Source organism: Veillonella intestinalis (assembly GCF_943192895.1).
In the GTDB taxonomy this organism is placed as follows: Bacteria; Bacillota; Negativicutes; order Veillonellales; family Veillonellaceae; genus Veillonella_A; species Veillonella_A intestinalis.
This window is the reverse complement of record NZ_CALPCB010000005.1, coordinates 41501-64587: the sequence shown is the minus strand read 5'-3', so window position 1 is coordinate 64587 and position 23087 is coordinate 41501. Positions and strand designations below refer to the sequence as shown.

At 39.2% G+C, this 23087-nt stretch carries 18 protein-coding genes; 15 read left to right on the top strand and 3 right to left on the bottom strand.

From position 1 onward, the window contains the following. Positions 1-26: 26 nt before the first annotated feature. The 3 genes from aroF to NFR27_RS05060 all read right to left on the bottom strand — a co-directional run bounded on the left by aroF (position 27) and on the right by NFR27_RS05060 (position 4811). A complete protein-coding gene (gene aroF, locus NFR27_RS05070) occupies positions 27-1031 on the bottom strand; it encodes a 3-deoxy-7-phosphoheptulonate synthase (RefSeq protein ID WP_251441895.1) in 1005 nt (334 codons plus the stop codon). A 366-nt stretch (positions 1032-1397) separates the two neighbouring features. Further along, positions 1398-2426: a ribonucleotide-diphosphate reductase subunit beta gene (locus tag NFR27_RS05065; RefSeq protein ID WP_251441897.1), complete on the bottom strand. Its 1029-nt coding sequence runs from the start codon at positions 2424-2426 to the stop codon at positions 1398-1400. A gap of 102 nt (positions 2427-2528) precedes the next feature. After that, entirely contained in the window at positions 2529-4811 is a 2283-nt protein-coding gene (locus NFR27_RS05060; protein ID WP_251454690.1) for a ribonucleoside-diphosphate reductase subunit alpha, read from the bottom strand. A 468-nt stretch (positions 4812-5279) separates the two neighbouring features. On the opposite strand from NFR27_RS05060, the gene NFR27_RS05055 reads away from it, so the two are divergent. The 15 genes from NFR27_RS05055 (at position 5280) to NFR27_RS04985 (ending at position 22730) form a co-directional block, all read left to right on the top strand. Then, positions 5280-5522, top strand: coding sequence for a DUF2922 domain-containing protein (locus tag NFR27_RS05055; protein ID WP_251441910.1), 243 nt, complete (start codon positions 5280-5282; stop codon positions 5520-5522). A 158-nt stretch (positions 5523-5680) separates the two neighbouring features. Continuing rightward, positions 5681-5893: a DUF1659 domain-containing protein gene (locus NFR27_RS05050; RefSeq protein WP_162099764.1), complete on the top strand. Its 213-nt coding sequence runs from the start codon at positions 5681-5683 to the stop codon at positions 5891-5893. A gap of 153 nt (positions 5894-6046) precedes the next feature. Then, positions 6047-6454 carry a MarR family winged helix-turn-helix transcriptional regulator gene (locus tag NFR27_RS05045; RefSeq protein WP_251441913.1) on the top strand — a complete coding sequence of 136 codons (408 nt, stop codon included), beginning with the start codon at positions 6047-6049 and terminating at the stop codon, positions 6452-6454. A 165-nt stretch (positions 6455-6619) separates the two neighbouring features. Beyond that, positions 6620-7504 (top strand): hypothetical protein, encoded by an 885-nt coding sequence (locus NFR27_RS05040; protein WP_251441916.1) that lies wholly within the window; start codon positions 6620-6622, stop codon positions 7502-7504. Positions 7505-7627: 123 nt separating this feature from the next. Then, on the top strand, positions 7628-8920 hold the full coding sequence (purB, locus tag NFR27_RS05035) for an adenylosuccinate lyase (protein ID WP_251441920.1): 1293 nt from the start codon (positions 7628-7630) through the stop codon (positions 8918-8920). A 250-nt stretch (positions 8921-9170) separates the two neighbouring features. Next, positions 9171-10460: an adenylosuccinate synthase gene (locus NFR27_RS05030; protein ID WP_251454688.1), complete on the top strand. Its 1290-nt coding sequence runs from the start codon at positions 9171-9173 to the stop codon at positions 10458-10460. Positions 10461-10772: 312 nt separating this feature from the next. After that, complete coding sequence (locus NFR27_RS05025) at positions 10773-11408, top strand: DedA family protein (protein WP_251441926.1); 636 nt, start codon at positions 10773-10775, stop codon at positions 11406-11408. Positions 11409-11419: 11 nt separating this feature from the next. Then, a complete protein-coding gene (locus NFR27_RS05020) occupies positions 11420-13135 on the top strand; it encodes an ArnT family glycosyltransferase (protein ID WP_251441928.1) in 1716 nt (571 codons plus the stop codon). Between the two features lie 81 nt (positions 13136-13216). Continuing rightward, complete coding sequence (locus tag NFR27_RS05015; protein ID WP_251442453.1) at positions 13217-14020, top strand: uracil-DNA glycosylase; 804 nt, start codon at positions 13217-13219, stop codon at positions 14018-14020. Positions 14021-14531: 511 nt separating this feature from the next. After that, positions 14532-16643, top strand: a complete 2112-nt coding sequence (locus NFR27_RS05010) for an RNase J family beta-CASP ribonuclease (protein ID WP_277612531.1) — start codon at positions 14532-14534, stop codon at positions 16641-16643. A gap of 163 nt (positions 16644-16806) precedes the next feature. Continuing rightward, positions 16807-17766: a YybS family protein gene (locus NFR27_RS05005; RefSeq protein ID WP_251441931.1), complete on the top strand. Its 960-nt coding sequence runs from the start codon at positions 16807-16809 to the stop codon at positions 17764-17766. A 19-nt stretch (positions 17767-17785) separates the two neighbouring features. After that, the gene (locus NFR27_RS05000) at positions 17786-19801 is read left to right on the top strand and encodes a DHH family phosphoesterase (RefSeq protein ID WP_251441934.1); all 2016 of its coding nucleotides are present in this window, start codon (positions 17786-17788) and stop codon (positions 19799-19801) included. After that, a complete protein-coding gene (gene rplI / locus NFR27_RS04995) occupies positions 19798-20244 on the top strand; it encodes a 50S ribosomal protein L9 (RefSeq protein WP_251441937.1) in 447 nt (148 codons plus the stop codon). The genes NFR27_RS05000 and rplI overlap by 4 nt, the downstream gene beginning before the upstream one ends. A 2-nt stretch (positions 20245-20246) precedes the next feature. Further along, the gene (dnaB, locus tag NFR27_RS04990) at positions 20247-21596 is read left to right on the top strand and encodes a replicative DNA helicase (RefSeq protein WP_251441940.1); all 1350 of its coding nucleotides are present in this window, start codon (positions 20247-20249) and stop codon (positions 21594-21596) included. Between the two features lie 12 nt (positions 21597-21608). Further along, positions 21609-22730, top strand: a complete 1122-nt coding sequence (locus tag NFR27_RS04985) for a M48 family metallopeptidase (RefSeq protein ID WP_251441943.1) — start codon at positions 21609-21611, stop codon at positions 22728-22730. Positions 22731-23087: the final 357 nt, after the last annotated feature.

The following is a 23087-nucleotide window of genomic DNA, read 5'->3' as shown; positions in this document are numbered from 1 at the left end:
TGGTGAAGTTTACATACAATGGCCCATTACTTACTCAATACGTCGCGTAAAGCGAATACTTCTTTAGTAAGGGCGGCGAATTGGTCTGGACGTAGTGCTTGTGGTCCATCGCAAAGGGCTTTAGCAGGATCGATGTGAACTTCAATCATAAGGCCGTCAGCACCGCCACCAGTGGAAGCGAGCGATAAAGGTCGAACCATACGGCTCATACCAGCTGCATGGCTAGGGTCCATGATTATTGGTAAATGGCTAAGTTCATGAATCATAGGAATAGCGGTTACATCTAAGGTATTACGAGTTTTAGTTTCAAAGGTACGAATACCGCGTTCACAAAGGACGATTTGCGTATTGCCTTCACTCATGATGTATTCTGCAGCCATTAACCATTCTTCGTAAGTTGCGCTAAGACCACGTTTTAAGAGAACGGGTTTATTGAGCTTACCTACTTCTTTCAATAAGGTGAAGTTTTGCATATTTCGTGCGCCGATTTGAAGCATATCTACATCATCGAAGTATTGTAGTTGTGATGGGTCCATGACTTCTGAAACGATAGGTAGACCAGTTTCTTTTTTTGCTAAAATTAAGAGTTCGAGTCCTTCAGGGCCCATACCTTGGAAGGAGTATGGAGAGGTACGAGGTTTGAACGCACCGCCACGAAGAATAGTAGCACCCGCTTCTTTTACCGCTTTAGCTGTTGCAATTACTTGTTCTGGTGTTTCTACGGAACAAGGACCAGCCATGATGGCGAAGTGGCCACCACCGATTTTTACGCCACTTACATCAACGACTGTATCTTCTGGATGGAATTTACGATTTGCTTTTTTGAAAGGCTCTTGAATGCGTGTTACTTTCTCAACAATATCAAGGGACTCGATTTGTCGTTTGTCGAGTAGTGAAGTATCGCCAATTAGTCCGATGAGGGAGTAGTTGCTCCCTTGCACTGGGTGTAAGATAACACCTTGGGCTTCTAATTTAGCTGATAATTCTTGAATTTTCTCTGGGGTTGCATTTTCTCTTAGTGTGATAATCATAGTAATCTCTCCTCTTTTTTCCGTAATGAATATTTGAAAATGTGTTTCTTCCATAATACTATCCTTCTATCTATCAAACATCATATCGTTATCAAGTATACAAAAAGGGAGCCACCCGCGTGCACTACGGGTAGCTCCCTAACTATACTAAGCCATCAATGATACCTAAATCAGCGTAGCCCAAATAGTCCTTTACCCGTAGACTGGATAAAGAACCAAAAATAGAAGTATTGGCTGTTTAATGTGCTGATTTGCATACTCATTGTATTGGCTCCTTTCTAAAAGTGATTGCCAACATTATAAACCTATGTTTTTCATTTGGCAAGTCTTTTTTACAAAACATTTTCAAAATGAGTGTAAAGTCTTTTATTCCAAGTCATCAAAATCGAAGGCAGCTGCCTTAGTATAGTTTGTTACTTTTGCTTCAAAGAAGTCTGTTTTAGTGCTATTAAGATTGGAGAAACTTTCAATCCAAGCCATTGGATTTTCTTTAATTTCTGGATATAGCGGTTTAAGACCAATCGCATCAAGACGAAGGTTAGCTAAGTATTTAATGTAGCGTTCAATGAGAACATTATTAATACCGAGAATTTTGTCATCAGTAATATATTGGCCCCAAGCGATTTCATTTTCAGTACCTTGGCGAAGCATGTCTGTCAATTCTTCTTCTAATTCTGGGGTAAATAACTCAGGTCGTTCTTGACGAAGTTCACGAATAATGTTCTGGAATAATACAAGATGGGTTACTTCGTCACGATTGATATATTTGAAAATCGTACTAGTAGCGGTCATTTTACCTTGGCGCGCTAAGGTATAGAAGAAGCTGAAACCAGAGTAGAAGTAAATCCCTTCAAGGATGTAGTTCGCCATGATTGTGCGAATTAAGTTGTGTTCCGATGGATCATCGCTGAAGCGTTGGTAGATGTCAGCAATGAAGCGGTTACGAGCCAAGAGGTGTTCATCGGTACGCCATTCGTCATAAATGCGGTCACGAGTAATCGGATTGGTTACGGTGTCCAAAATATAGGAATAACTTTGGGCGTGAATTTCTTCTTGGAATGCTTGAATATTAAGTAGTGACGCTACTTCAGCGGCCGTTACATAACGACTTAAGTTGGGTAAATTTTCACTTTGAATGGAGTCAAGGAAGTTGAGGAAAGAAATAATTTTATCGAAAGCGCGACGTTCGCTGTCAGTAAGGAATGGGAACTGTTTAATATCTTCGTTAAGTGAGATCTCTTCTGGAATCCAGAAGTTGTTAAGCATTGTGCGATAGAGGGTGGTAGCCCAATCGTATTTAATGCGGTTCCATTCGCGTAAGTTGGTGGTGTTACCGCCAATCATACTTTCTGTGCCACGTTCGCCGTGTTCGTTAAAAATTAATTTTTTTTCCATAATGGTATTCACCCTTTCTAGATTCAGTGATAGGCCCTCCGTAAGAGGGCCTTTCCTTTAGTATAGCATGACTGTTTGTAAAACGTCTGAAATATTTTGGTATTAAGAGGAACAGCTAGTGCATTCATCCATTTCAAGAGATTGGTTACGAATGTAGTAAATTGTTTTAACCCCTTGTTTGTACGCTTCTACATATAAGTTAAGAATTTCTTTGGCCTTCATCTGTGGTGTAATGTACAAGTTAAAAGATTGTGCCTGGTCAATGTGACGTTGACGGGCAGCGCACGCACGAATGCTCCATTGTTGGTCGATGGTATGCGCTTCTTTGTAGAGCCAGAAGGTAGAATTATCAAGATCTGGCGCTGTTTTAGGGGTGAAGCTACCTTTCTTTTCTTCGATGAAGAATTTTTTGAAGATTGGGTCAATACCAGCGGTTGTGTTGGCTATATTGGAGGTACTGCCAGTAGGGGCAATCGCCATAAGATAACCGTTACGAAGACCGTATTTAGCTACATCTTTGCGAAGTTGTTGCCAACGTTCAGACGTATAGCCACGGCGCTCAAAGTAAGCACCAGTTTCCCATTCGGAGCCTTTGAAGGCAGGGTAAGCCCCTTTTTCTTTGGCTAGTTCCATGGATGCTTTTATAGCGTAGTAAGCAATGTTTTCAAACAATTTGTCGGCTGCTTCAATATGTTCTTCTGTTTCCCATTGAATTTGATGACGCACCAAGTAGTGGTGGTAGCCACTTGTACCAAGGCCGATGGCGCGGTATTTTTCGCTTGTCATCTTAGCTTCTGGCACAGGGAATTGGTTAATGGAAATAACATTGTCTAACATACGAATTTGAAGGGCTACATTTTCTTCTAATTCTTCGTCAGTGATTTTACCAAGATTAATGGAGTTTAAGTTACAAGTTACCATGTCACCAGTGATAGTTTTGGTAGAAATAGAGCCATCTGGGTGGATGGTTTCATCAGAAAGATTAGTAAAACCAACGTTCTGTGCAATTTCGTGACATAAGTTAGATGCGTAAATCATGCCCGCATGTTTGTTAGGGTTTGTGCGATTAGCTGTATCACGGAAGAAAATGAATGGTGTACCGGTTTCAACAGCACTGCGCATGATTTTCTTCATCATATCGAGGGCGCTAACTTGAATTGAGTGAAGCTCTGGATTGTTTTCACAGAGTAAGTAATGTTCTGTAAATGCTTTTTTATCATCGTCGTCATAGAAATCTTCTAAGTTAAAGCCCATTACTTGTTGTACTTCATGAGGGTCGAATAGACTGAAGTTTTCACGAGCTAAAAGGCGTTCCATGAAAATATCTGGAATAGCAACCGCTGGGAAAATATCATGTGCTTTACGACGATCATCCCCATTATTTGTACGAAGTTCTACAAATTCATAGAAGTCTTTGTGCCAAATATCAAGGGTTACAGTAGCACCGCCTTTACGTTTACCTAATTGGTCAACGGCAACGGCTGTATCATTATATAAACGAATCCAAGGAATAACGCCACCAGAGGAGTTTTTATAACCGCGGATGTCACTGTTTAAGGCACGAACACGGCCCATGTAAATCCCAAGAGCACCACCGTGTTTAGATACGCGGGAGAACTTGCTGTTTACATCATAAATAGACCATAAATTATCGTCTACACCAGAGATAAAGCAACTGCTGAGCTGATGAAATGGCGTACCTGCATTAGCCAAGGTTGGTGTAGCCGTAGTCATTTTTAAGGTACTCATTAAGTCATAGAATTTTTTAGCAAATTCTACTTTGCGGTCTCCTTCAATGAGGGCTAAATGCATAGCGATAGCCATAAAACGTTCTTGTGGTAATTCGTATACTTCTTTATTGTAACCTTTTACTAGGTAACGATCAGCTAATAATTTAATGCCTTCGTAGTTAAATAAATAGTCCCGTTTAGGTTTAATATAGTCGCCCAATTCTTCTAATTCTTCTGGTGTATATTTAGTGAGGAAAAAATCGGCGTAGCGATTAGCTTCAACCAAGGTTTTAACTAGGGCTGGGAAATTGCCGTAGCCAAAAGCTTTATATTTACGCTGGATAGCTGCTTCTTTATATAGGTCGAAAAGGAAAAGTCGAGCCGCTACATATTGCCAGTCTTGGTTCATGCGATTTACCATGTTGCCGAAACCGTCGTCTGCTTTTTGGATTACTTTTTCAATCGCTGTTTGTACGAGAATTTTTTGAATTTCTTTGGTGCTCATACCATCAACGAATTGGAGTTTGGAGTCCATTTCTAGTTCGATAGGATCGCAACTATCGAGCCCCAAGCAAGCAAAAGCAATCATTTTTTTCGTTTTTTCTACTGAGAGCGGTTCATAATGGCCGTCTCGTTTTTTAATCATAATAGCCATGAAATACGTTTCCTTCCCTTTACAAAGTGTTAATTAATTGGCTTAAAAAAACTCAGTCCCTCTAAATACATGGATTATCGTTGAGTTATTTTGAAAAGTTTTATAAATCAATATCTTGTATATGATATTACTTATCATATACAAGATACACCTCATTATACTATTTTTCAGATTAGAAAAGAAAGGGGCAAATTTGAATATAGATTGAAAATTTTGCATATGGACATTGCGCGGACATTTATTTTAGATTTTTCGACTTGACAGGACCCTTAAGGTGGAATGTATAGGGGTGTAAGCGGGCTTACGAAGTAAGTAAAACCGCTTATGGCGTTTGCAAATGGTCAATGAGAATGTTGAGAAAGTCAGAGTACATGTACTTTTCATTTAAGATAGATTTTATTTTAATTCGTGAGATGTATGCTTTTTAGTCATAGATGACTAAGAGCAGTACCGATTTAGGAGGCAATTATGGCAACAGGCAATGTAAATATTTTAAAACATGAATTACAACTCGTATTTTTAGATGAAGATAATAAGGAAACTACGGTACGTATTTCTGTACCAAAAGCAGATGTTACTTTGGGAGCTGTTAAAACTGTAGCTGATATGGTGTTAGCTAAGCATTTAATGGCAAGTGCTAAAGGTAAAGTATTAACTGCTTTTAAAGGGGCGTATATGGTAGACAATACTAGTGCTCCGATTGTGGCATAGGAGGATTAGACGTGCCGACTACTGCTAGAAGTACCGATATTCTAGGAGAATTAGAAGGGACGATTGATTAAGGATGTTTTGTGTATAAAGTAAGTTTGCTTAGTACAAGTATTGTGAATATTGTAAGCAGTGTGATTGAAGTATTTAGGAGGTTAATTATGGCAGACGTAGCAGTAAAAGAAGTAGTAAAAATTCAGATTCGTTTAGATTTAGGCGATAAAAAGGTAAAAAATATTAGTATTGGCAATATTAATCCCGAATTGACAAATGATGATTTTGAAGAAGTAGGCCAAGCTATGGCTACCCTTTGTGCATATCCTTATAAAGATGTAGTTCGTGTAGAAACTACAACTGTAGCACCTCAAGCTTAAAGGATAAATATATTAACGCTACATACTCGTTGGAATTGACGAGTATGTAGCGTTTTTTTATGCCTTTTACTTTACAAAAATAAGGTTCCTCGGTAAGATGTATCTAATTAGATATGTAAAGAATAGAGAGGTGATAGTTTGACGCCGACGGAGATGAAAATATTAATTGGTTTACATCGCAATGTAAATACCTTAGATAAAAAAACTGCTGATTTAGCGGCTGAATATGGCTTAACTTTTAGTCAGTTTATGGTTTTGGAAGCCTTATATAGTAAAGGTGATATGACGGTAGGCGAAGTGCGTGAACGTATTTTAAGTACAGTTGGTACCATCTCGTTAATCGTTAATAATTTGGTGAAGTTGAATTATATTGAACGTTTAGATGATCCTAAGGACCGAAGAGTCTGTATTTTACATTTAACAAAAGCAGGCTATGATATTATTAGTGAATTAGCACCTCGTAATGTGCAAGCCATTCAAGCTAGTATGGCTCATTTAGACACTACAGAACAAGAGACTTTGTTATCGATGTTAAAAAAATTAAGTGAAGATGTTAAGTAAATAAAAGGTCTAGCTATATTTTAAATTGCGTTACGATTTTATAAAGAATAGGCACACAGATATTATAAAAACTGGTAAAATAGTATATATAGGAAATGCGTGTAAATTTCGATATACTAAAATTAAAGGAATGTATTAGCTGAAGGATAAAGGAGGTTATGTACAGTGTTTGTGAATGTAATTCGTAAAAAATGGCTCTTAGCTTTGTTGGGGGTCACTTTTGTTTCAGGCAGTGCTATGGCGGCGACAGTGCCGACTGGCGGCTTACAAGATGTAGTTAATTATACGACCGCAGATTCTGTTGTGACTGGAGCGCCGTTAGCCGAACGAGGCGTACCAAAGAAATTATTAGAGGCCTATTTACCAGCATCAACGGCCAAAACAGAATTGACAAATAGTAGTAATTCTTTATATCGCCAACAAGCCTTGAAGGTAGCGTTACCGATGACAGATGTAACACAATATAAACAGATTCCTGCCTTTGATGGATTCCCAAAAGAAATTCCTAGTTTTGCTAAGGATGTGCAAGTATTTTATGTACCTCAATTTGGTAAAGCGGGCGGTGAAGCACAAGTTGCGTTCAAAGGAACAGTTAATGAGTTGGCACCATATCGTGCAGAGGCGATGAAATTAGCCATTATGCAAACGAATTTAGAGGATAGTCGCTCTGTGTATATTAAAATGGAATCTACTACTGATATGCGCTATGCTCATAGCTTACGTGAACTATTACCAGATTATCGCTTTAATGTATCTAAGGAATTGAGTAATTTAGGTCCATGGCGTGATTTCTGGAGCGATAGCATTGACGCTAAGACACAGACTTTGCACTTACAAGCTACCTCACAATTGTTTGATGAAGCGACTAATAAAGAATTGCAACAAAATCTATTAGGCTATTATTCGTATACCTATACATCGCAGCCTTTAGGAGATGCGTATGAATATTATGTTTTCAATGTAGGCACAACCTTTGATCACCCTTATGTAACAGGGGCGGCCTTTGCTAAAACTGGTACAGAAGTTATTTATTTCTATCGTCAGGTGTAGTTAAAAACCGAATGTTATTTAATTTTAACTTTATAATGTTCGGCTATTTATATTGACCCCTTATAGGTCCTATGATAGAATGAAATGAGATTATTCAGTCATTTTCATGGAGGTTTAACACACATGATTCAACGGTATACAAGAGAAAAAATGGGCCACATTTGGAGCGAACGTAATGAATTTGAACAAATGTTGGAAGTTGAAATTTTAGCTTGTGAAGCACAAGCGGAATTGGGAACCATTCCTAAAGAAGCAGCTAAAGTGATTCGTGAAAAAGCTAATTTTGACGTAGAACGTATTCACGAAATCGAAAAAGAAACAAATCATGATATTATTTCCTTCGTAACTGCAGTAGGTGAATATGTAGGGGAAGAAGCGAAATATATTCATCTTGGCTTAACATCTACGGACGTAAAAGATACAGCGCTTGGAGCTATGATGAAACAAGCTTGTGATATTATTTTGGAAGATTTACATACTTTGCGTGATGTACTTCGTCGTCGAGCTGCTGAATTTAAATATACACCGATGGTGGGGCGTACTCATGGGATTCATGGCGAACCGACTACATTTGGTTTAAAACTTTGCCTTTGGATGGCTGAAATTGAACGAGATATTGAACGTTTGGAACATGCTAAGAAAAATGTAGCTGTTGGCAAGATGTCTGGTGCTGTAGGTACTTACTCAGTAAATGATCCATTTATTGAAAAATATGTATGTGAAAAACTTGGTTTGGAACCAGTTAAAATTGCTACTCAGGTTGTTCAACGTGACCGTCATGCTGAACTTTGTAGTACCTTAGCTATTATTGCTAGTACCTTGGATAAAATTGCATTAGAAATTCGTCATTTACAACGTACAGAAGTGCGCGAAGCTGAAGAATATTTCAGCCCTAAACAAAAAGGATCTTCCGCTATGCCTCATAAACGCAATCCAATTACTTGTGAACGTATTTGTGGCTTAGCTCGCGTGGTGCGCGGTAATGCACAAGCAGCTATGGAAGATGTAGCTTTGTGGCACGAACGTGATATTTCTCATAGTTCGGTAGAACGCGTTATTTTACCAGATAGCACTATTACAGTGGATTACATGTTATCCTTAACAATTAAAGTAATTGATAAATTACTAGTATATCCAGAAAACATGATGAAAAATTTGGAATTAACGGGTGGTTTAATTTTCAGTCAACAAATTTTGACAGCCTTGGTTGATAAAGGAGCTGTTCGTGACCAAGCATATCGTTGGGTACAGCGTCATGCTATGGCTCGTTGGTTAGAAGGTAAAGACTTTAAAGCCGGTCTAAAAGGTGATGAAGATATTAAAAAATATTTGAATGATGAAGAAATAGATCATTTATTTGATCCACATCGTATGCTTCGTCATGTAGATACTATTATGGCTCGCTTTGGGTTATAATATAGACATACAATAGAATATAAATACATTAAAGGTGTATCTTGGAACTAGATGTTTTACTTTCTAAGATGCACCTTTTTCTTGTGTTTATTGAAGAAATAGATTATGGTTAAAGTAATCTCTCTTTTATCCTCAACTACCTAATGCACGCTTTTCAAAGGTATGCTATAATGAGGTGTATGAATACTCTGATTTAGAGTAGGCCATACCAACAACTGACACTATGTGAGATAAATGGAGGTTTAATATTATGGCAACCAGTATGGTTATCGGCACCCAGTGGGGCGACGAAGGAAAAGGTAAAATCGTAGATTATTTAGCAGAACAGGCAGACGTGGTAGTACGCAGTCAAGGTGGCAATAATGCTGGACATACCGTAGTGGTTGACGATAAAGCATTTGCTCTTCGTTTATTACCTAGTGGGATTTTGTATGATGACAAAATCAATGTTGTAGGTACTGGTACGGTTATCGATCCTAAAGTATTATTAGGTGAAATTGAAAACTTGGAACGAGAAGGAAAAAGTGCTAAAACTTTACAGATTTCCAATCGTGCTCATGTAATCTTGCCTTATCATAATCGTTTGGATGAAGCGGAAGAAGCATCTAAAGGGGCTCTTTCTATTGGCACCACTAAAAATGGTATTGGCCCATGCTATGCGGATAAAGTAAATCGTATTGGCATTCGTATTTGCGATTTGATGAATGAAGAAGTTTTCAAAGAAAAATTAACATATAATGTAAAGCTTAAAAATAAAATTTTGCGTGATGTATATGGTGCAGAGCCAGTAGATTATTATGAAATTCTTAAAGAGTATTTAGGCTATGCAGACCGTTTACGTCAATATGTAGCGGATACAAACTACAATGTAGTGTCCTACATTAAAGATGGTAAAAAAGTATTATTTGAAGGGGCACAGGCTACTATGCTTGACCTTGACCATGGTACATATCCATTCGTAACAAGCTCCCATCCAATTTCTGGAGGTGCTTCAGTAGGTGCTGGTGTAGGTCCTAACTATTTGAAAAATATTGTAGGGGTTGTTAAAGCGTATGCTACCCGTGTAGGGGCTGGCCCATTCCCATCTGAGTTATTAGATGAAACCGGCGATTTGCTTCGTGAAACAGGTCGTGAGTTTGGTACTGTAACAGGTCGTCCTCGCCGTTGCGGTTGGTTAGATTTAGCTGTAGTTAGTTATGCAGCAGACTTGAACAGTCTTGATTATTTGGCGATTACTCGTCTTGATATTTTAGATAAATTGCCAGAGTTAAAAATTTGTATTGGTTATACGTTAAATGGTGAACCAGTAAAAGGGTTCCCTGCTGATTTACAAGAATTAGAAAAATGTCAACCAGTATACGAAACATTACCTGGTTGGCAGACTGATATTAGCCATATTCGCAACTATGAAGAGTTACCAGAAAATGCACGTCGTTATGTAGAACGCATTTCAGAAGTAACAGGTGTTCGTCTTGGTATTGTATCTGTTGGTCCTAATCGTAAACAGACGATTGTATTACAAGACGTATTTGGTGCGTAAGAATTAATTTAGAGTCGTGGAGTAAGCTTGCTCTACGACTCTTTTTACGTTTATCCTCTCTTAAGAGACATTTTATAAGGATTTTCCTTAAAAAAGGGGATTTTATATTAATTTTTAGCAAAATATGGTAAAATAAAATTTAGTGTAGTACATAATATTTTAAATTTGAATATTTATTTTTATGAGCGTACAGTATCTAGTGGTGGTTCGACGAGGTAGTCCATTCGTAGTGGAAACTATGTTGACACTGCAGGCTCATAGAAATGAATATACTGAGGTAATGGATTGTATTCGTAAAGGAGATTACAAAACGTGGAGTATTTAATTTCATTTTTAGAAACTTATGGGTATGCGGCTATGTTTATCGCCATGGTATTAGAAAATGCCAATGTGCCGATTCCTAGTGAAATTGTATTGGGCTTTTCTGGTTATCTGATCGCACAAGGTGTGTTTGAAATGAATATGACTATGATTGTAGCTACCGCTGCTGGCGTAGTTGGCTCAGTACTATCGTATTGGATGGGTGAACATGGTGGTCGTCCATTATTAAAAAAATATGGCTCCTATATTTTCTTTAATGAGCATAAATTTGAAATGGCAGAAAAAATGTTCAATAAATATGGTGGCGCTGCTGTATTTTTTGGTCGTTTATTGCCAGGGATTCGTACATTCATATCGTTTCCGGCAGGGATTGCCCGTTACCCTATGGGGCGCTTTGTGATTTGGACTTTATTAGGCACTATTCCTTGGACGATTCTTCTCGTATGGTTAGGTGTTAAATTAGGTGAGCATTGGCAAGATTTGATTGAATATAATCACGAATTTTTAGTGATTATGCTTGCTGTTTTTGCTGTGATTGCCCTTTTCTTTGGTATTCATTATTATCGCAATAAAAAGAAAAAAGCGGCCGCTACGTCGTCTGATACACAGGATACCCAGCAAGACTAAGGAGGGATTTGATGCGGCTTCATCGTTTGACCGTTATTTGTTTCCTCATTGCTTTGGCTATGTATGCTATTGGTAATGGAGGACTGCCGGTGACTGATCCGGTAGAGTCTAATTATGCACTGACGGCAAAGGAAATGGTAGTAACTGGTGATTGGTTATCGCCACAAATTTATCATAATTATTGGTATGATAAGCCGATTATGATTTATTGGCTTATCGGCTTAAGTTATAAATTATTTGGTTTTACTGATTTTGCAGCTCGTTTCCCGGCCGCTCTCTTTGGAGCGCTAAGCGTTGGTTTATTTTATCAGGTGGTACGCAGTATTTCAGGCCGTCGCTTGTTATCCTTGTGGAGCGCCATGATCTTAGGTTCATCTTTAGAATTCTGGCTCTTAGCTAGGGGTATTGTAACAGATATGGTACTCCTATGGGCTACGATTGGTACTTTTGCGTATGCGTATCGTGGTTTGACCGAAGGTAAGACACGCTTTATGGTATGGGCTTATATTTTTGCCGGCCTAGGGGTTCTTACTAAAGGGCCAGTCGCCCTTGTATTACCAGGTATTTTATTGTTAGTGTATGCCTTGGTTATGCGTTCGTGGCGCATGTTCCGTTATATTTTTGTTTGGCAAGGTATATTGGCATTTATTATTGTTGTTTTACCTTGGTACGGATACATGTATTTGACGCATGGTCAAGAGTTTATTGATGGTTTCTTAGGTCTTCATAATGTAGTGCGAGCTACGCAATCAGAACATCCTGATGTGAATCATTGGTGGTATTATTTAGCCATGTTCCCGATTGCTTCATTGCCTTGGACTGGAGCGATTATATATGGTATGTATTATGGTTGGCGTTTGAAACAACCATTTTATGTGTTCTCTATGGTCATGGGGTGGGGTACGTTGTTATTTTACTCCCTCATGGCGACTAAATATCCAACCTATACCTTTATTAGTTTAATTCCTTTTAGCTTCTTAGGCGCTTTTGGGGTAGTTAAACTATTGCGACCAGGTACACCATGTAAACGTTGGTGGATTCTTATGGGACCAGCCTTTTTCTTGTGGATTTTGTTTGGCGTGGCCAGCTTCTTTGTACCTTGGGGCTTTTGGTATTTACTCTATGTATTTATTGTAGTAGGGATTATATTAACAGTCCTTATGTACATGAATAGAAAGCGTTATATGTTGCCTGTTGTGATTGCTTTTGCCACTATGGCTATTGCCGGGTTAGTCATTCATGAAGGGGTACAGCCTCTTATTGAGCAACGATCCTCAGAAGTTTACGCGCCGATTGTAGCTAAGTATGATGGTAATATTTATTTTTACGGTAATTATAGCGCTTCTTTAGTGTATTATGCAGACAAAGAGGTTACAAAGATTGAAGATGACGCCATTCCGTCAATCCGTGAGAAGCGAAGTGCTGCCTGGGAAGGTAAAAATACTATGCCTACCAAGACAGTCGCTGAAGTGGTGCAACAGTTTGAAGTAACACAGTATAATGAAGAGCGTATTTTACGGTCCATGACTAATAATCAAGGGCGTCCTACGCGCTTACCAATGGGTGAAAAGGCGACGGCCCCAATGCCGATTGATAATCCAGTGCCGTTACAAGCCATGATTATTGTGCCTGAAAAATTACAACCGTATTTTGCTAATACGCCACTTTATAAGATGGTGGAATTGAAGCAACATATCAATAAAGTGTTGATTTATGAAACTCCATAAGTTTATTTTTATGAAATGTCATAAGGTATATCTTTATGACATTTCATAGGTTTTGGCCATAGGAGGTTTATTGCTGTGAAAATGACTGATAAGTACGTAGAATTAGAAGCTAAGGTCAATCAATTTATTGAACGGTTGACCTCCTATGAAGGTTCGCCTACAGTATTTAACCCTTGGCGAGATTATGAGGACGGTCTAGATAGTACTCTTGAAGCACCAGCTATTCGCCGAGAACAATTACGTCAGTATTTACTAGCGCGCCTTGGTGGCTGTCCGTATGTGATTATTGCCGAGGCTATGGGGTATCAAGGAGGACGCTTTTCAGGGATTGCTATTACTTGTGAACGCATGTTGTTAGGTTTTCATAATCAAATAAAGCCTACCATGATTTTGCCACAAGGAAAGGGAGAGCGTACGAGTTTAGCTACGAGTCCTTTGCTTACGAAAGCTAAGGTGCAAGTCGAAGGTTTTAATGAACCTACTGATACGGTGGTATGGTCCACCTTACTCGATAATGGCATTGATACATATAAAGCCTTGTTATGGAATATTTTCCCCTTCCACCCTCATGAAGAGGGTAAGCTATTATCTAATCGCACGCCTACAGAGGCGGAGTTAAAAATTGGTGGAACGTTTGCTAAAGAATTGTTAGTGTTAAATAATTTGGCTCTTCATGGCGATGAAACAATGGCTCGTGAACTAGCTTCTGCGATGACGGGTGAGGGTCTTAATGCGAGTGTTTTTGCTGTAGGACGTAAATCATCAGGCGTTTTACAAGAACAAGCTATTTTCGCCTATCCATTGCGACATCCAGCTAATGGGGGCGCACAACAATATCGCGATCAGTTTGCTGAAATTTATGCTACTTTATCCGCTCGTAACTAATGATTTGCTGTTTGTGGTTACATAAGGTGTTTGTGTTTATACTGAGAACCTCCGAGCTTAGCTCGGGGGTTCTTTGAGTTTTGCTATAAATATGATATACTAGATTTAAGATATTCGTTCGGCTTTGGGCAATGGATTTCATCGCCATGTTTATATAGAAGCTTGTGAAGCGCTATATACATGGCCTCGTTGATGAACAGCCCTTTAACTTTACAAGTAGTACTATGCATAGGGAAAGGTGTGTCTAGAAGTAGATTATCCTTTCATTTGTGGTGCATAGATTGGCTCATATACTGACAAGTTAATAATGAACGAGTTCCCTTGATAGAGTTATCGGGACAAGACAGAATGAGGACTGGCTTGACGGTAACTGTTACTATAAGGGAATTTTGTTTATATGCTGACAATACGTTTGATAAGTCGTTATTGGTAGCGCTAGGCGCTTGCGATTTATGTAGGTACATATAGGTTAATCAGATGTTAAGTAAAATTTAGGAGGAGTATTGAACTCATGTTGAAAGAATTATTTAATAAAGTAACAGGCCAGAGTAGCGAAGCGACTACTAATGGGCCTAAGAATACAGCAAATACAGCAATTCCTACAGAAACAGGTGCTGTAATTGCTGGGGAAACTGCTAATGAAGGAGCACCTCGCCGTAACACCCGTCGTACTTCCAATCGTAGTGAAGAAACTCGTGGTGAAACTAAGCGTACAACAACTCGTCGTACTGCCAATGGTGAGGGGACGAAAACGAGTGCACCGCGTCGTAAAAATACGAATGTAGCAGCGACTAGTGAAGGGGCACCTAAAGCGCAACGTACAAATAATCGCACGAATAATAGTAAGAGTAATGGCCGCTATAATTCACGTAATAATAATGAAGGCACTAAAAATACACGCTATACTAACAATGCGAACAGTAATAGTGAAGCGGCTAAAGCCAATGCTCGTCATACGGCCAATAAAAAAGATAAGCTCATGATTATCCCATTAGGTGGTCTTGGTGAAATTGGTAAAAATATGACAGTATTCCAATATGGCGATGATATTATTGTCTTGGATGCAGGGTTGGCGTTCCCAGAAAATGACATGCCAGGGGTAGATATTGTTATTCCTGACATGAGCTACTTGATTGAAAATAAAGATAAAGTGCGTGCTGTTGTTATCACTCATGGTCATGAAGACCATATTGGTTCTTTGGCGTACTTACTTAAAGAAATTAATGTGCCTGTATATGCGACTAATTTAGTATGTGGCTTAATTGAAGGCAAGTTAAAAGAAAATAAAGTAGGCGGCGTGAAACTTAATGTAGTCAAAGCGGGCGATGAAATCCGCATTGGTACTTTTAAAGTGGGCTTTATTCAAACAAACCATTCTATTCCTGATGCGTGTGCCGTATATTTTGAAACGCCAGTGGGCACGGTAGTTCATACTGGTGACTTCAAAGTAGATCAGACTCCAGTAGATGGTAAATTAATGGATGTACATAAATTTGCTGAACTTGGGAATAAAGGGGTATTGGCTTTAATGTCCGACTCCACTAATGTGGAAAAACCTGGCTTTACACCTTCTGAAAGTACAGTAGGTCCTGCTTTGTTACGAGCAGTGGGAGAAGCGCGAGGTCGTGTTGTGTTAGCTACATTCGCATCTAATGTATCTCGCTTACAACAAGCTGTAGATGCAGCGGTAGCGTTCAAACGTAAAGTCATTGTTCTTGGTCGCAGTATGGTTAACGTTTCAGAAATTGCACAAGAACGAGGTTACTTAAATGTGCCCGAAGGTACAATGATTGACGTGGATGAAATGAATCGCTATCGTGATGATGAAATCATGATTTTGACGACTGGTAGTCAGGGTGAACCGATGGCCGGCTTATCTCGTATGGCAACGAATAATCACCGCACTATCGAGATTACACCAAATGATACAATTATTATTTCGGCGACACCAATTCCTGGTAATGAAGCGGCCGTAGGTCGTACGATTGATAATTTATTGCGTTTAGGTGCTGATGTTATTTATGGTCGTGACCGTGGCATTCACGTATCAGGTCATGGTAGTCAAGAAGATTTGAAAACAATGCTTAATTTGGTACGCCCTAAATTCTTTATTCCAGTACATGGTGAATATCGCATGCTTAAAAAACATGGTGAGTTAGCTGTATCTATGGGGATTGTAAAACCAAATCATGTATTAGTAGGCGATAATGGTCAGATTTTTGAATTTACTAGTCGTACAGCTCGCAAAGGCGGTCATGTAACAGCTGGTAAAGTCTTTGTAGATGGTCTTGGCGTAGGTGATGTAGGAAACATCGTAATTCGTGATCGTCAGCAGTTGGCACAAGAAGGTATGGTTATTGTAGTGATGGCTATGGATCGGGCTAGTGGTCAAATCGTGGCAGGCCCAGATATTGTATCTCGTGGTTTTGTGTATGTTCGTGATGCGGAAGACCTTATGAATGAAGCACAAAAACGCATTGAGCAAGTGATTGAGAAATGTGAAGCGAATCAGATGAAAGATTGGGCTACTATTAAATCACAAGTTCGTGATACGCTTGGTAAATTCTTGTATGAAAAGACACGTCGTCGTCCGATGATCTTACCAATTATTCAAGACGTGTAATTTGTTAGGGTCTCTATAAGCTGTGTTATTCTAGATTTTATAAGGTGTTTTGCATAATTGCTACCCTTGATTTACTGGTTAATGATATTCAAAAGCAATACAAAATGATATAATAGTCGTGTGGCCTTGGTCACACGACTATTTTCTTAGGAGTTATTTATACATGAAATATACAGATACACGGGCCGTTGTGGAAACAGGATTTTTGACGGCTCTTATTATGGTATTTACCTTTATTGGCTTAACCGTACCGGCTATGGGTATTTTTGCTTCTATTTTAATGCCTGCCGTATTGGTCGTGCTAGGGGCACGACATGGCGTACGTTGGAGTATGTTAGCGACTATTACCTCTGGTGTGGTGATGAGTGTTGTCATTACTCCGTTAATGGCTTTTATGCAAGTGCTTACTTCAGGTGTTCCTGGTATTGTACTCGCTTATGGGTATGAACGGCGTTGGCCAACAGCACGGTTATTGACGTTACCAGCCCTTACGATGATGGCAATGATTGCCGTTCAACTAGGGATTGCACAATATGTTATGCAGGTAGATTTAGTGCAGATGTGGCAACAGTTTCAGCAAGAAACTCTTACTAGTATGGAAACCGCGTATCGTGAACAAGGTCTATTAGAAGAACAGATACAGCCTATGGTAGCTAGTATGGAGACTATGTTAAAACAGATGATATATGTAGCTTTTGCAGCTTTGTTCATATCGTCTGTGATTATGAGTTATGCTATATGTAAGGTGGCAAATGTGGTTGTGCGCCGAGCTGGTGGGCAAGGTGTTACCTTACCGCCGATTGATCAATGGCACGTACCGCAATGGGCTGTTTATATCTTCGCTTTAGGCATTTTACTCACCTATTGGGGTGACCAATATCAATCGGAATTGATTAATTTAGTAGCCTATAATTTATATGCCTTAGGGACGTATATGTTAGTGCTACAAGGGATAGGCTGTTTGTGGAATATCTTCAAAAGCTATCAGATGTCTGTAGTTTTCCGTTTAGTTTTGATATTTTTGACCTTATTAATGAATTTTGCCACCCTATGGATTGGCATACTTGATTTAATTTTTGATCTACGTCGTCGTTTGGCTAAAAAGACAGTAGATGATGAATAAAGGGATAGGGAGCGAGACTATGAAAGGGAATCAAGGCTTTTTAGGGGCCTTTGAAAAGACCGCGATTGTTGTTATTATCGCATTACTATTAGTGATTGCTTGGCTTAACTGGCAATTAGCTTTATTTGGCTTGTTGTTTGTTGTTGTAGCCTATTTATATAGCAGTAGAGCCATTCATAAACAGCGTCGTCAGATTTATGAACAATTTGATACGATTGCTAAAGGGATTACGCAGGCTTCAAACTTTGCTTTGCAAAATCTGCCAACTGCTATTGTTATTATTGACAGTAAAGCTCGTGTTTGTTGGTGCAATAGTGTATTCCGTGATTGGATGCCACAAGATCCAGACAAAACACAACGCTTGAATGTTTTTATTCCTAGTTTGCGTTTAGATAAGATTTGGGGCAAATCGGGATATTTTAATGAAAAAATTGAAAATAAATATTATCGTGTTATTTATAAATTTATTGATGGCACAGACCGTAAAGATTCAGAGTCCAGCGAAGTGGAATCCTATATGGCGTTTTACTTTGATGATGTGACAGAATCAGAACAGTTGCGTCATGAAGCGGAAGCTATGGCACCAGCCTTTGGTTTTCTTATGATGGATAACATTGAAGATGTAACTAAAGGGCTAAGTGATGTGGAATATACGAATCTGTGGGCTGAGATTAACAATGCCATTGTAGAAGAAATTGACCGTTATGATGGTTTTGTTCGTAACTATGCAGAGGATTCTTATATTTTCTGTATTTCTAAAAATGCACTAATGGATATGATTGAACAGAACTTCCCATTGTTGGCAAGAGTTCATAATATTCCAACTAGTCGCCGTATTCCAGCCACTATTAGTATTGGGATTGCTGCTGGCGAAGAAAACATTAAAGAACAGTCAGAACGGGCTCGTTCTGGTTTAGAATTAGCCTTAGGTCGTGGTGGTGACCAAGCGACCGTATATATTGGCGAAGAACTAAAGTTTTATGGTGGTAAAACACAGGGTGCTGAGAAGAATACACGTGTGCGTGCTCGTGTAGTGGCACAAGCTATCAAAGAGTTAATGGATGATGCGGATAATGTTATTGTTATGGGCCATGAACGGGAAGATTATGATAGCATTGGTGGCGCTATTGGTGTAGCTGCTATGGCTCGTGGGGCGGGTAAACCGGTCCATGTCGCTGTGAGCGATCAAACCGTAGCTATTAAGAAATTGTCTGATTTATTCCCTACTGAACCAGGGTTTGAAAGTTTATTGATTACGCCACAAGCAGCGGAAGAGCTTGTGACTGATTCTACTTTGGTATTTGTAGTGGATGTACATCGACCTGATATGGTTGCCGCACCAAAAGCGTTACAGAAAGCAAAACGTCGTGTGGTTATTGATCATCATCGTCGTGCTTCTGATTTTGTAGAAAAACCATTGTTGACCTATTTAGAGCCAGCTTCGTCTTCAACTAGTGAGTTGGTTACTGAATTGATTCAATATTTTGTAGCCCCTATTTCGTTAAATGTTGTAGAGGCGAGCGCTCTTTATGCCGGGATTGTAGTCGATACTAAGAATTTTGTTGTGCAAACAGGTTCGCGTACGTTTGATGCAGCTTCATTCTTGCGTCGTTCGGGCGCTGATTTGTCGATTGTACGCCATTTATTTATGGAAAGCTTTGATGGAGTTCAATTGCGGGCTAAAATGTTGGCCGACGCCGAACGATTTGATGGTTTAGCTTTAACTATATGCCCTGATGGTATTCAAAATGCCTCTATTATATCGGCACAAACGGCGGATACTTTGATTACAATTGAAGGGATTGAGGCAAGCTTTGTACTTTATCCAATGGCCGATGGCGGCATTGGCGTAAGTGCCCGTTCCCAAGGAGCGATTAATGTTCAGCTTATTATGGAGGCCTTAGGTGGTGGCGGTCATCGAACCGTTGCTGGAGGCCAATTATATGATATGACCATGGAAGAGGCTGTTGCGGCTGTTAAAAAAGCGGCAAAAGAACGGACTAATTCCATGAAGAAGGAGGAAGAAACAGAATGAAAGTAATTTTGTTAGAAGATGTAAAAAAAGTAGGTAAAAAAGGTGAAATTATTGAAGTAAGTGAAGGCTATGGCCGTAATGTACTGATCAAAAAAGGTCAGGCTTTAGAAGGTACACCAGCTAACTTGAATAATGCCAAACAGCAACAGGCCTCAGCAGCTCATAAAAAACAGGTAAATGCTGATGAAGCTAAAATCTTAGCCAGTCAACTTGCCAAAGTAGAAGTAACAATCCCTGTAAAAATGGGGGACGCTGGTCGCGTTTTTGGATCGGTTACGGGCAAAGATATTTCTGATGCATTGGCTAAACAGTTTGATGTTGATGTAGACAAAAAGAAAATTGAATTAAAAGAGCCATTAAAAACTTTGGGTGCCCATGATGTTTTAATTCGTGTACATCCTGAAATTACAACAACCATTAAAGTTGAATTAGTGGAAGGTTAATTATGGCAGAACCACGGATCCCTCCTCATAGTATAGAGGCTGAACGAGCTGTACTGGGAGCCTTGCTTACAGGGGAGAATGTATACGACTCAATTAGTAGCATTGTTACTCGTAGCGATTTTTACCGTGATGCCCATCGAATTATGTATGAAGCGATTGAGAATATTCAGCACTCTCATCAGCGGCCGGATATGATTCTATTAGTAGAAGAATTAAATCGTCTTAAAAAGCTAGAAGAAGTAGGTGGCATTAATTATATTACCGATATTACGAATGCTGCCTCGGCTGTATATAATGTGGAAGAGCATGCTCGTATTATAGCTGGTAAGGCGCAGTTACGCCGGTTAATAGATGTAGGTAATAGAATTGTTGGTGAAAGCTATGCGACGACTAAATCAGTGCCTGAAATTCTCAATGATGCGGAAGTAGGAATCCTTGGCGTAACAGGGCAATTAAAAGCAGAAACGTCCTTTGTAAGTTTAGGTAATGTGTTGCCTAATTTAATTTCGCGCTTAGGGGAACTACAGAATCATGGCGATACGTTGACTGGTATATCCACTGGTTTTAAGGATTTGGATAATATTACCAATGGTTTACAACGGTCAGACCTTATTTTAGTTGCCGCACGACCATCTATGGGTAAAACCGCATTTACGCTTAATTTAGCGTATAATGTGGCCGTTAAAGGTAAAGGTTCCGTTGCTTTTTTCTCCCTTGAAATGTCGGCGGAGCAGTTAGTAGGTCGTATTTTATCCTCGGCTACGGAAGTACCTTCCCATAAACTACGGACTGGTCAGTTACAGCCAGCTGATTGGGATGAAGTGGCAAAACAGATGGATAGTTTGATGTCCTCTAAATTATATATTGATGATACACCAGGGCTTACTGTACAGATGATGCGTTCTAAACTGCGTCGTTTAAAAGTAGAAAAAGGCCTAGATTTAATTATTGTGGACTATGTGCAGTTGATGACAGGCCGTAATGGTGGCAATAGTGATAATCGTCAGCAGGAGATTTCAGAGATTTCTCGAAATCTTAAATTAATAGCCCGTGAGATGAATGTTCCATTGATTGCCTTATCACAGTTAAGTCGTGGCGTTGAATCTCGTACTGATAAGCGCCCTGTATTAAGTGACTTACGTGAATCTGGCTCTTTGGAACAGGATGCGGATATTGTAGTCTTTTTGTATCGTGATAAGTATTATAGTAAAGACGATACACAAGAAGATATAACTGAAGTTATTATTCGTAAACATCGTAATGGTGCGCTGGGTACAATTAATCTCTTGTTCCAAGGGGAATTAACGAGATTTAGAGATACAACTTTGCGTACGGAAGAAGATGGCATGTAGGGAGGTAAAACTATGAAACGTTGGCGTCGAACATTAGGAGCAACAACCTTAGGTGTATTATTAGCTAGTGGCGTAGGGTTTTCGGGACCTACCGTAGAAGCAAGTTTATTTGATGTTTTACTCGGTGGCGCAGTAAATATGGTAGAAGTTAATACAGGAATTTCTAACTTAGATGATACTGAGCAAGGTCAGCAATACATGCTTGAACAGCGTAAGAGTCAAGTAGGGTATTATAATAATTATGCCTATCAAGATAGAGCTAAACGAATCTTTGAGGCCTTGACTAGCTCTCCTGATGTGAAACGGACGTATGTAGTTTTTGTAAATCCTCAAACAGATGCTAATGCTAGCATGGGGGTAGGTCGTGTTATGACAATTAACAAAGGCCTTATGGATATGTTAGATGATGATGCATTGGCTTCGGTAGTAGGTCATGAAATAGGTCATGGAGAAAATAAAGATATCGTTCGTGGTCTTCGTAAAAGTGTGGCATTGCAGACCGCTGTAGGCGCTGCAACAAATAATGCAGGCGGTCTTAGTGTAATATTGGGCAATGCAGCTGGCAATTACTTGAATGAACAAGTATTTAGTATGAGCCAAGAGAAGAAAGCTGATGAATGGGGCTTTAAGTTATTAGCTGATAGTCACTTTAATGTAGGCGCTGCGGCTGTTTCCATGGCGGTAATTCGCGATAAATATGGCGAGTTATACACGGATGGTCTAGGCCAGATTATTAATCCTAATGATCATCCTAAGATGAGTCAACGTATTTCAGATCATTTGAAACGTTTGCATGTGTATTCTAATAAGCATGTAGAGGTTAAAGAGGATGTCGTGTATGTTAATAATCAACCTGTCTATACAGGTGAGGCAGCCGGCAATTACACGGGTGCTATGCGTGCGTATTTAGTAGCTGGCAAATTAGCGCGCTATTATCATGATAATCAAGTAGGTGAGCCTGTAGTACAAGGTAATCAAGTATTGATGAATGGAGCTTCTTTGGTGACTTTAAGTTCTGCTGAAAAAGCGAATGCTATGGGACAGGCTTTAAGTGCAGCTATTGCTAAGCAGGATCATAAAGTAGATAAAAAAGCGGACAAAAAAGCGGACAAAAAAGCAAAAGATAAGAAATAAAATATAAATTTTGCTAAGCTGTAACGGTTTATGGCAATTCAGCTTATAGTAATTCAGTTTGTAGTAATTTAGCTGATACTTGAATAGAAAAGAAAACACCTTTGCCGGAAGTTGGCAGGGGTGTTTTTTCTAATTTGACATCTATTTTTGTTAAAAATACATTGTATTATTCTGAAAAATAGATGTCTTTTTACAATAATCAACTCTAAAAAGACGTAATTTTTTAAAAAATGGATTGCAACTATTAGTAAAATGCATTAATGGAAAAAACAAGTGATAACTAGTGGTTCGGGCATCCCATACCGTCAGTTATTCGTCAAAGATGCTTTGGCTATGCAGATTTAGTAATGGATTTTA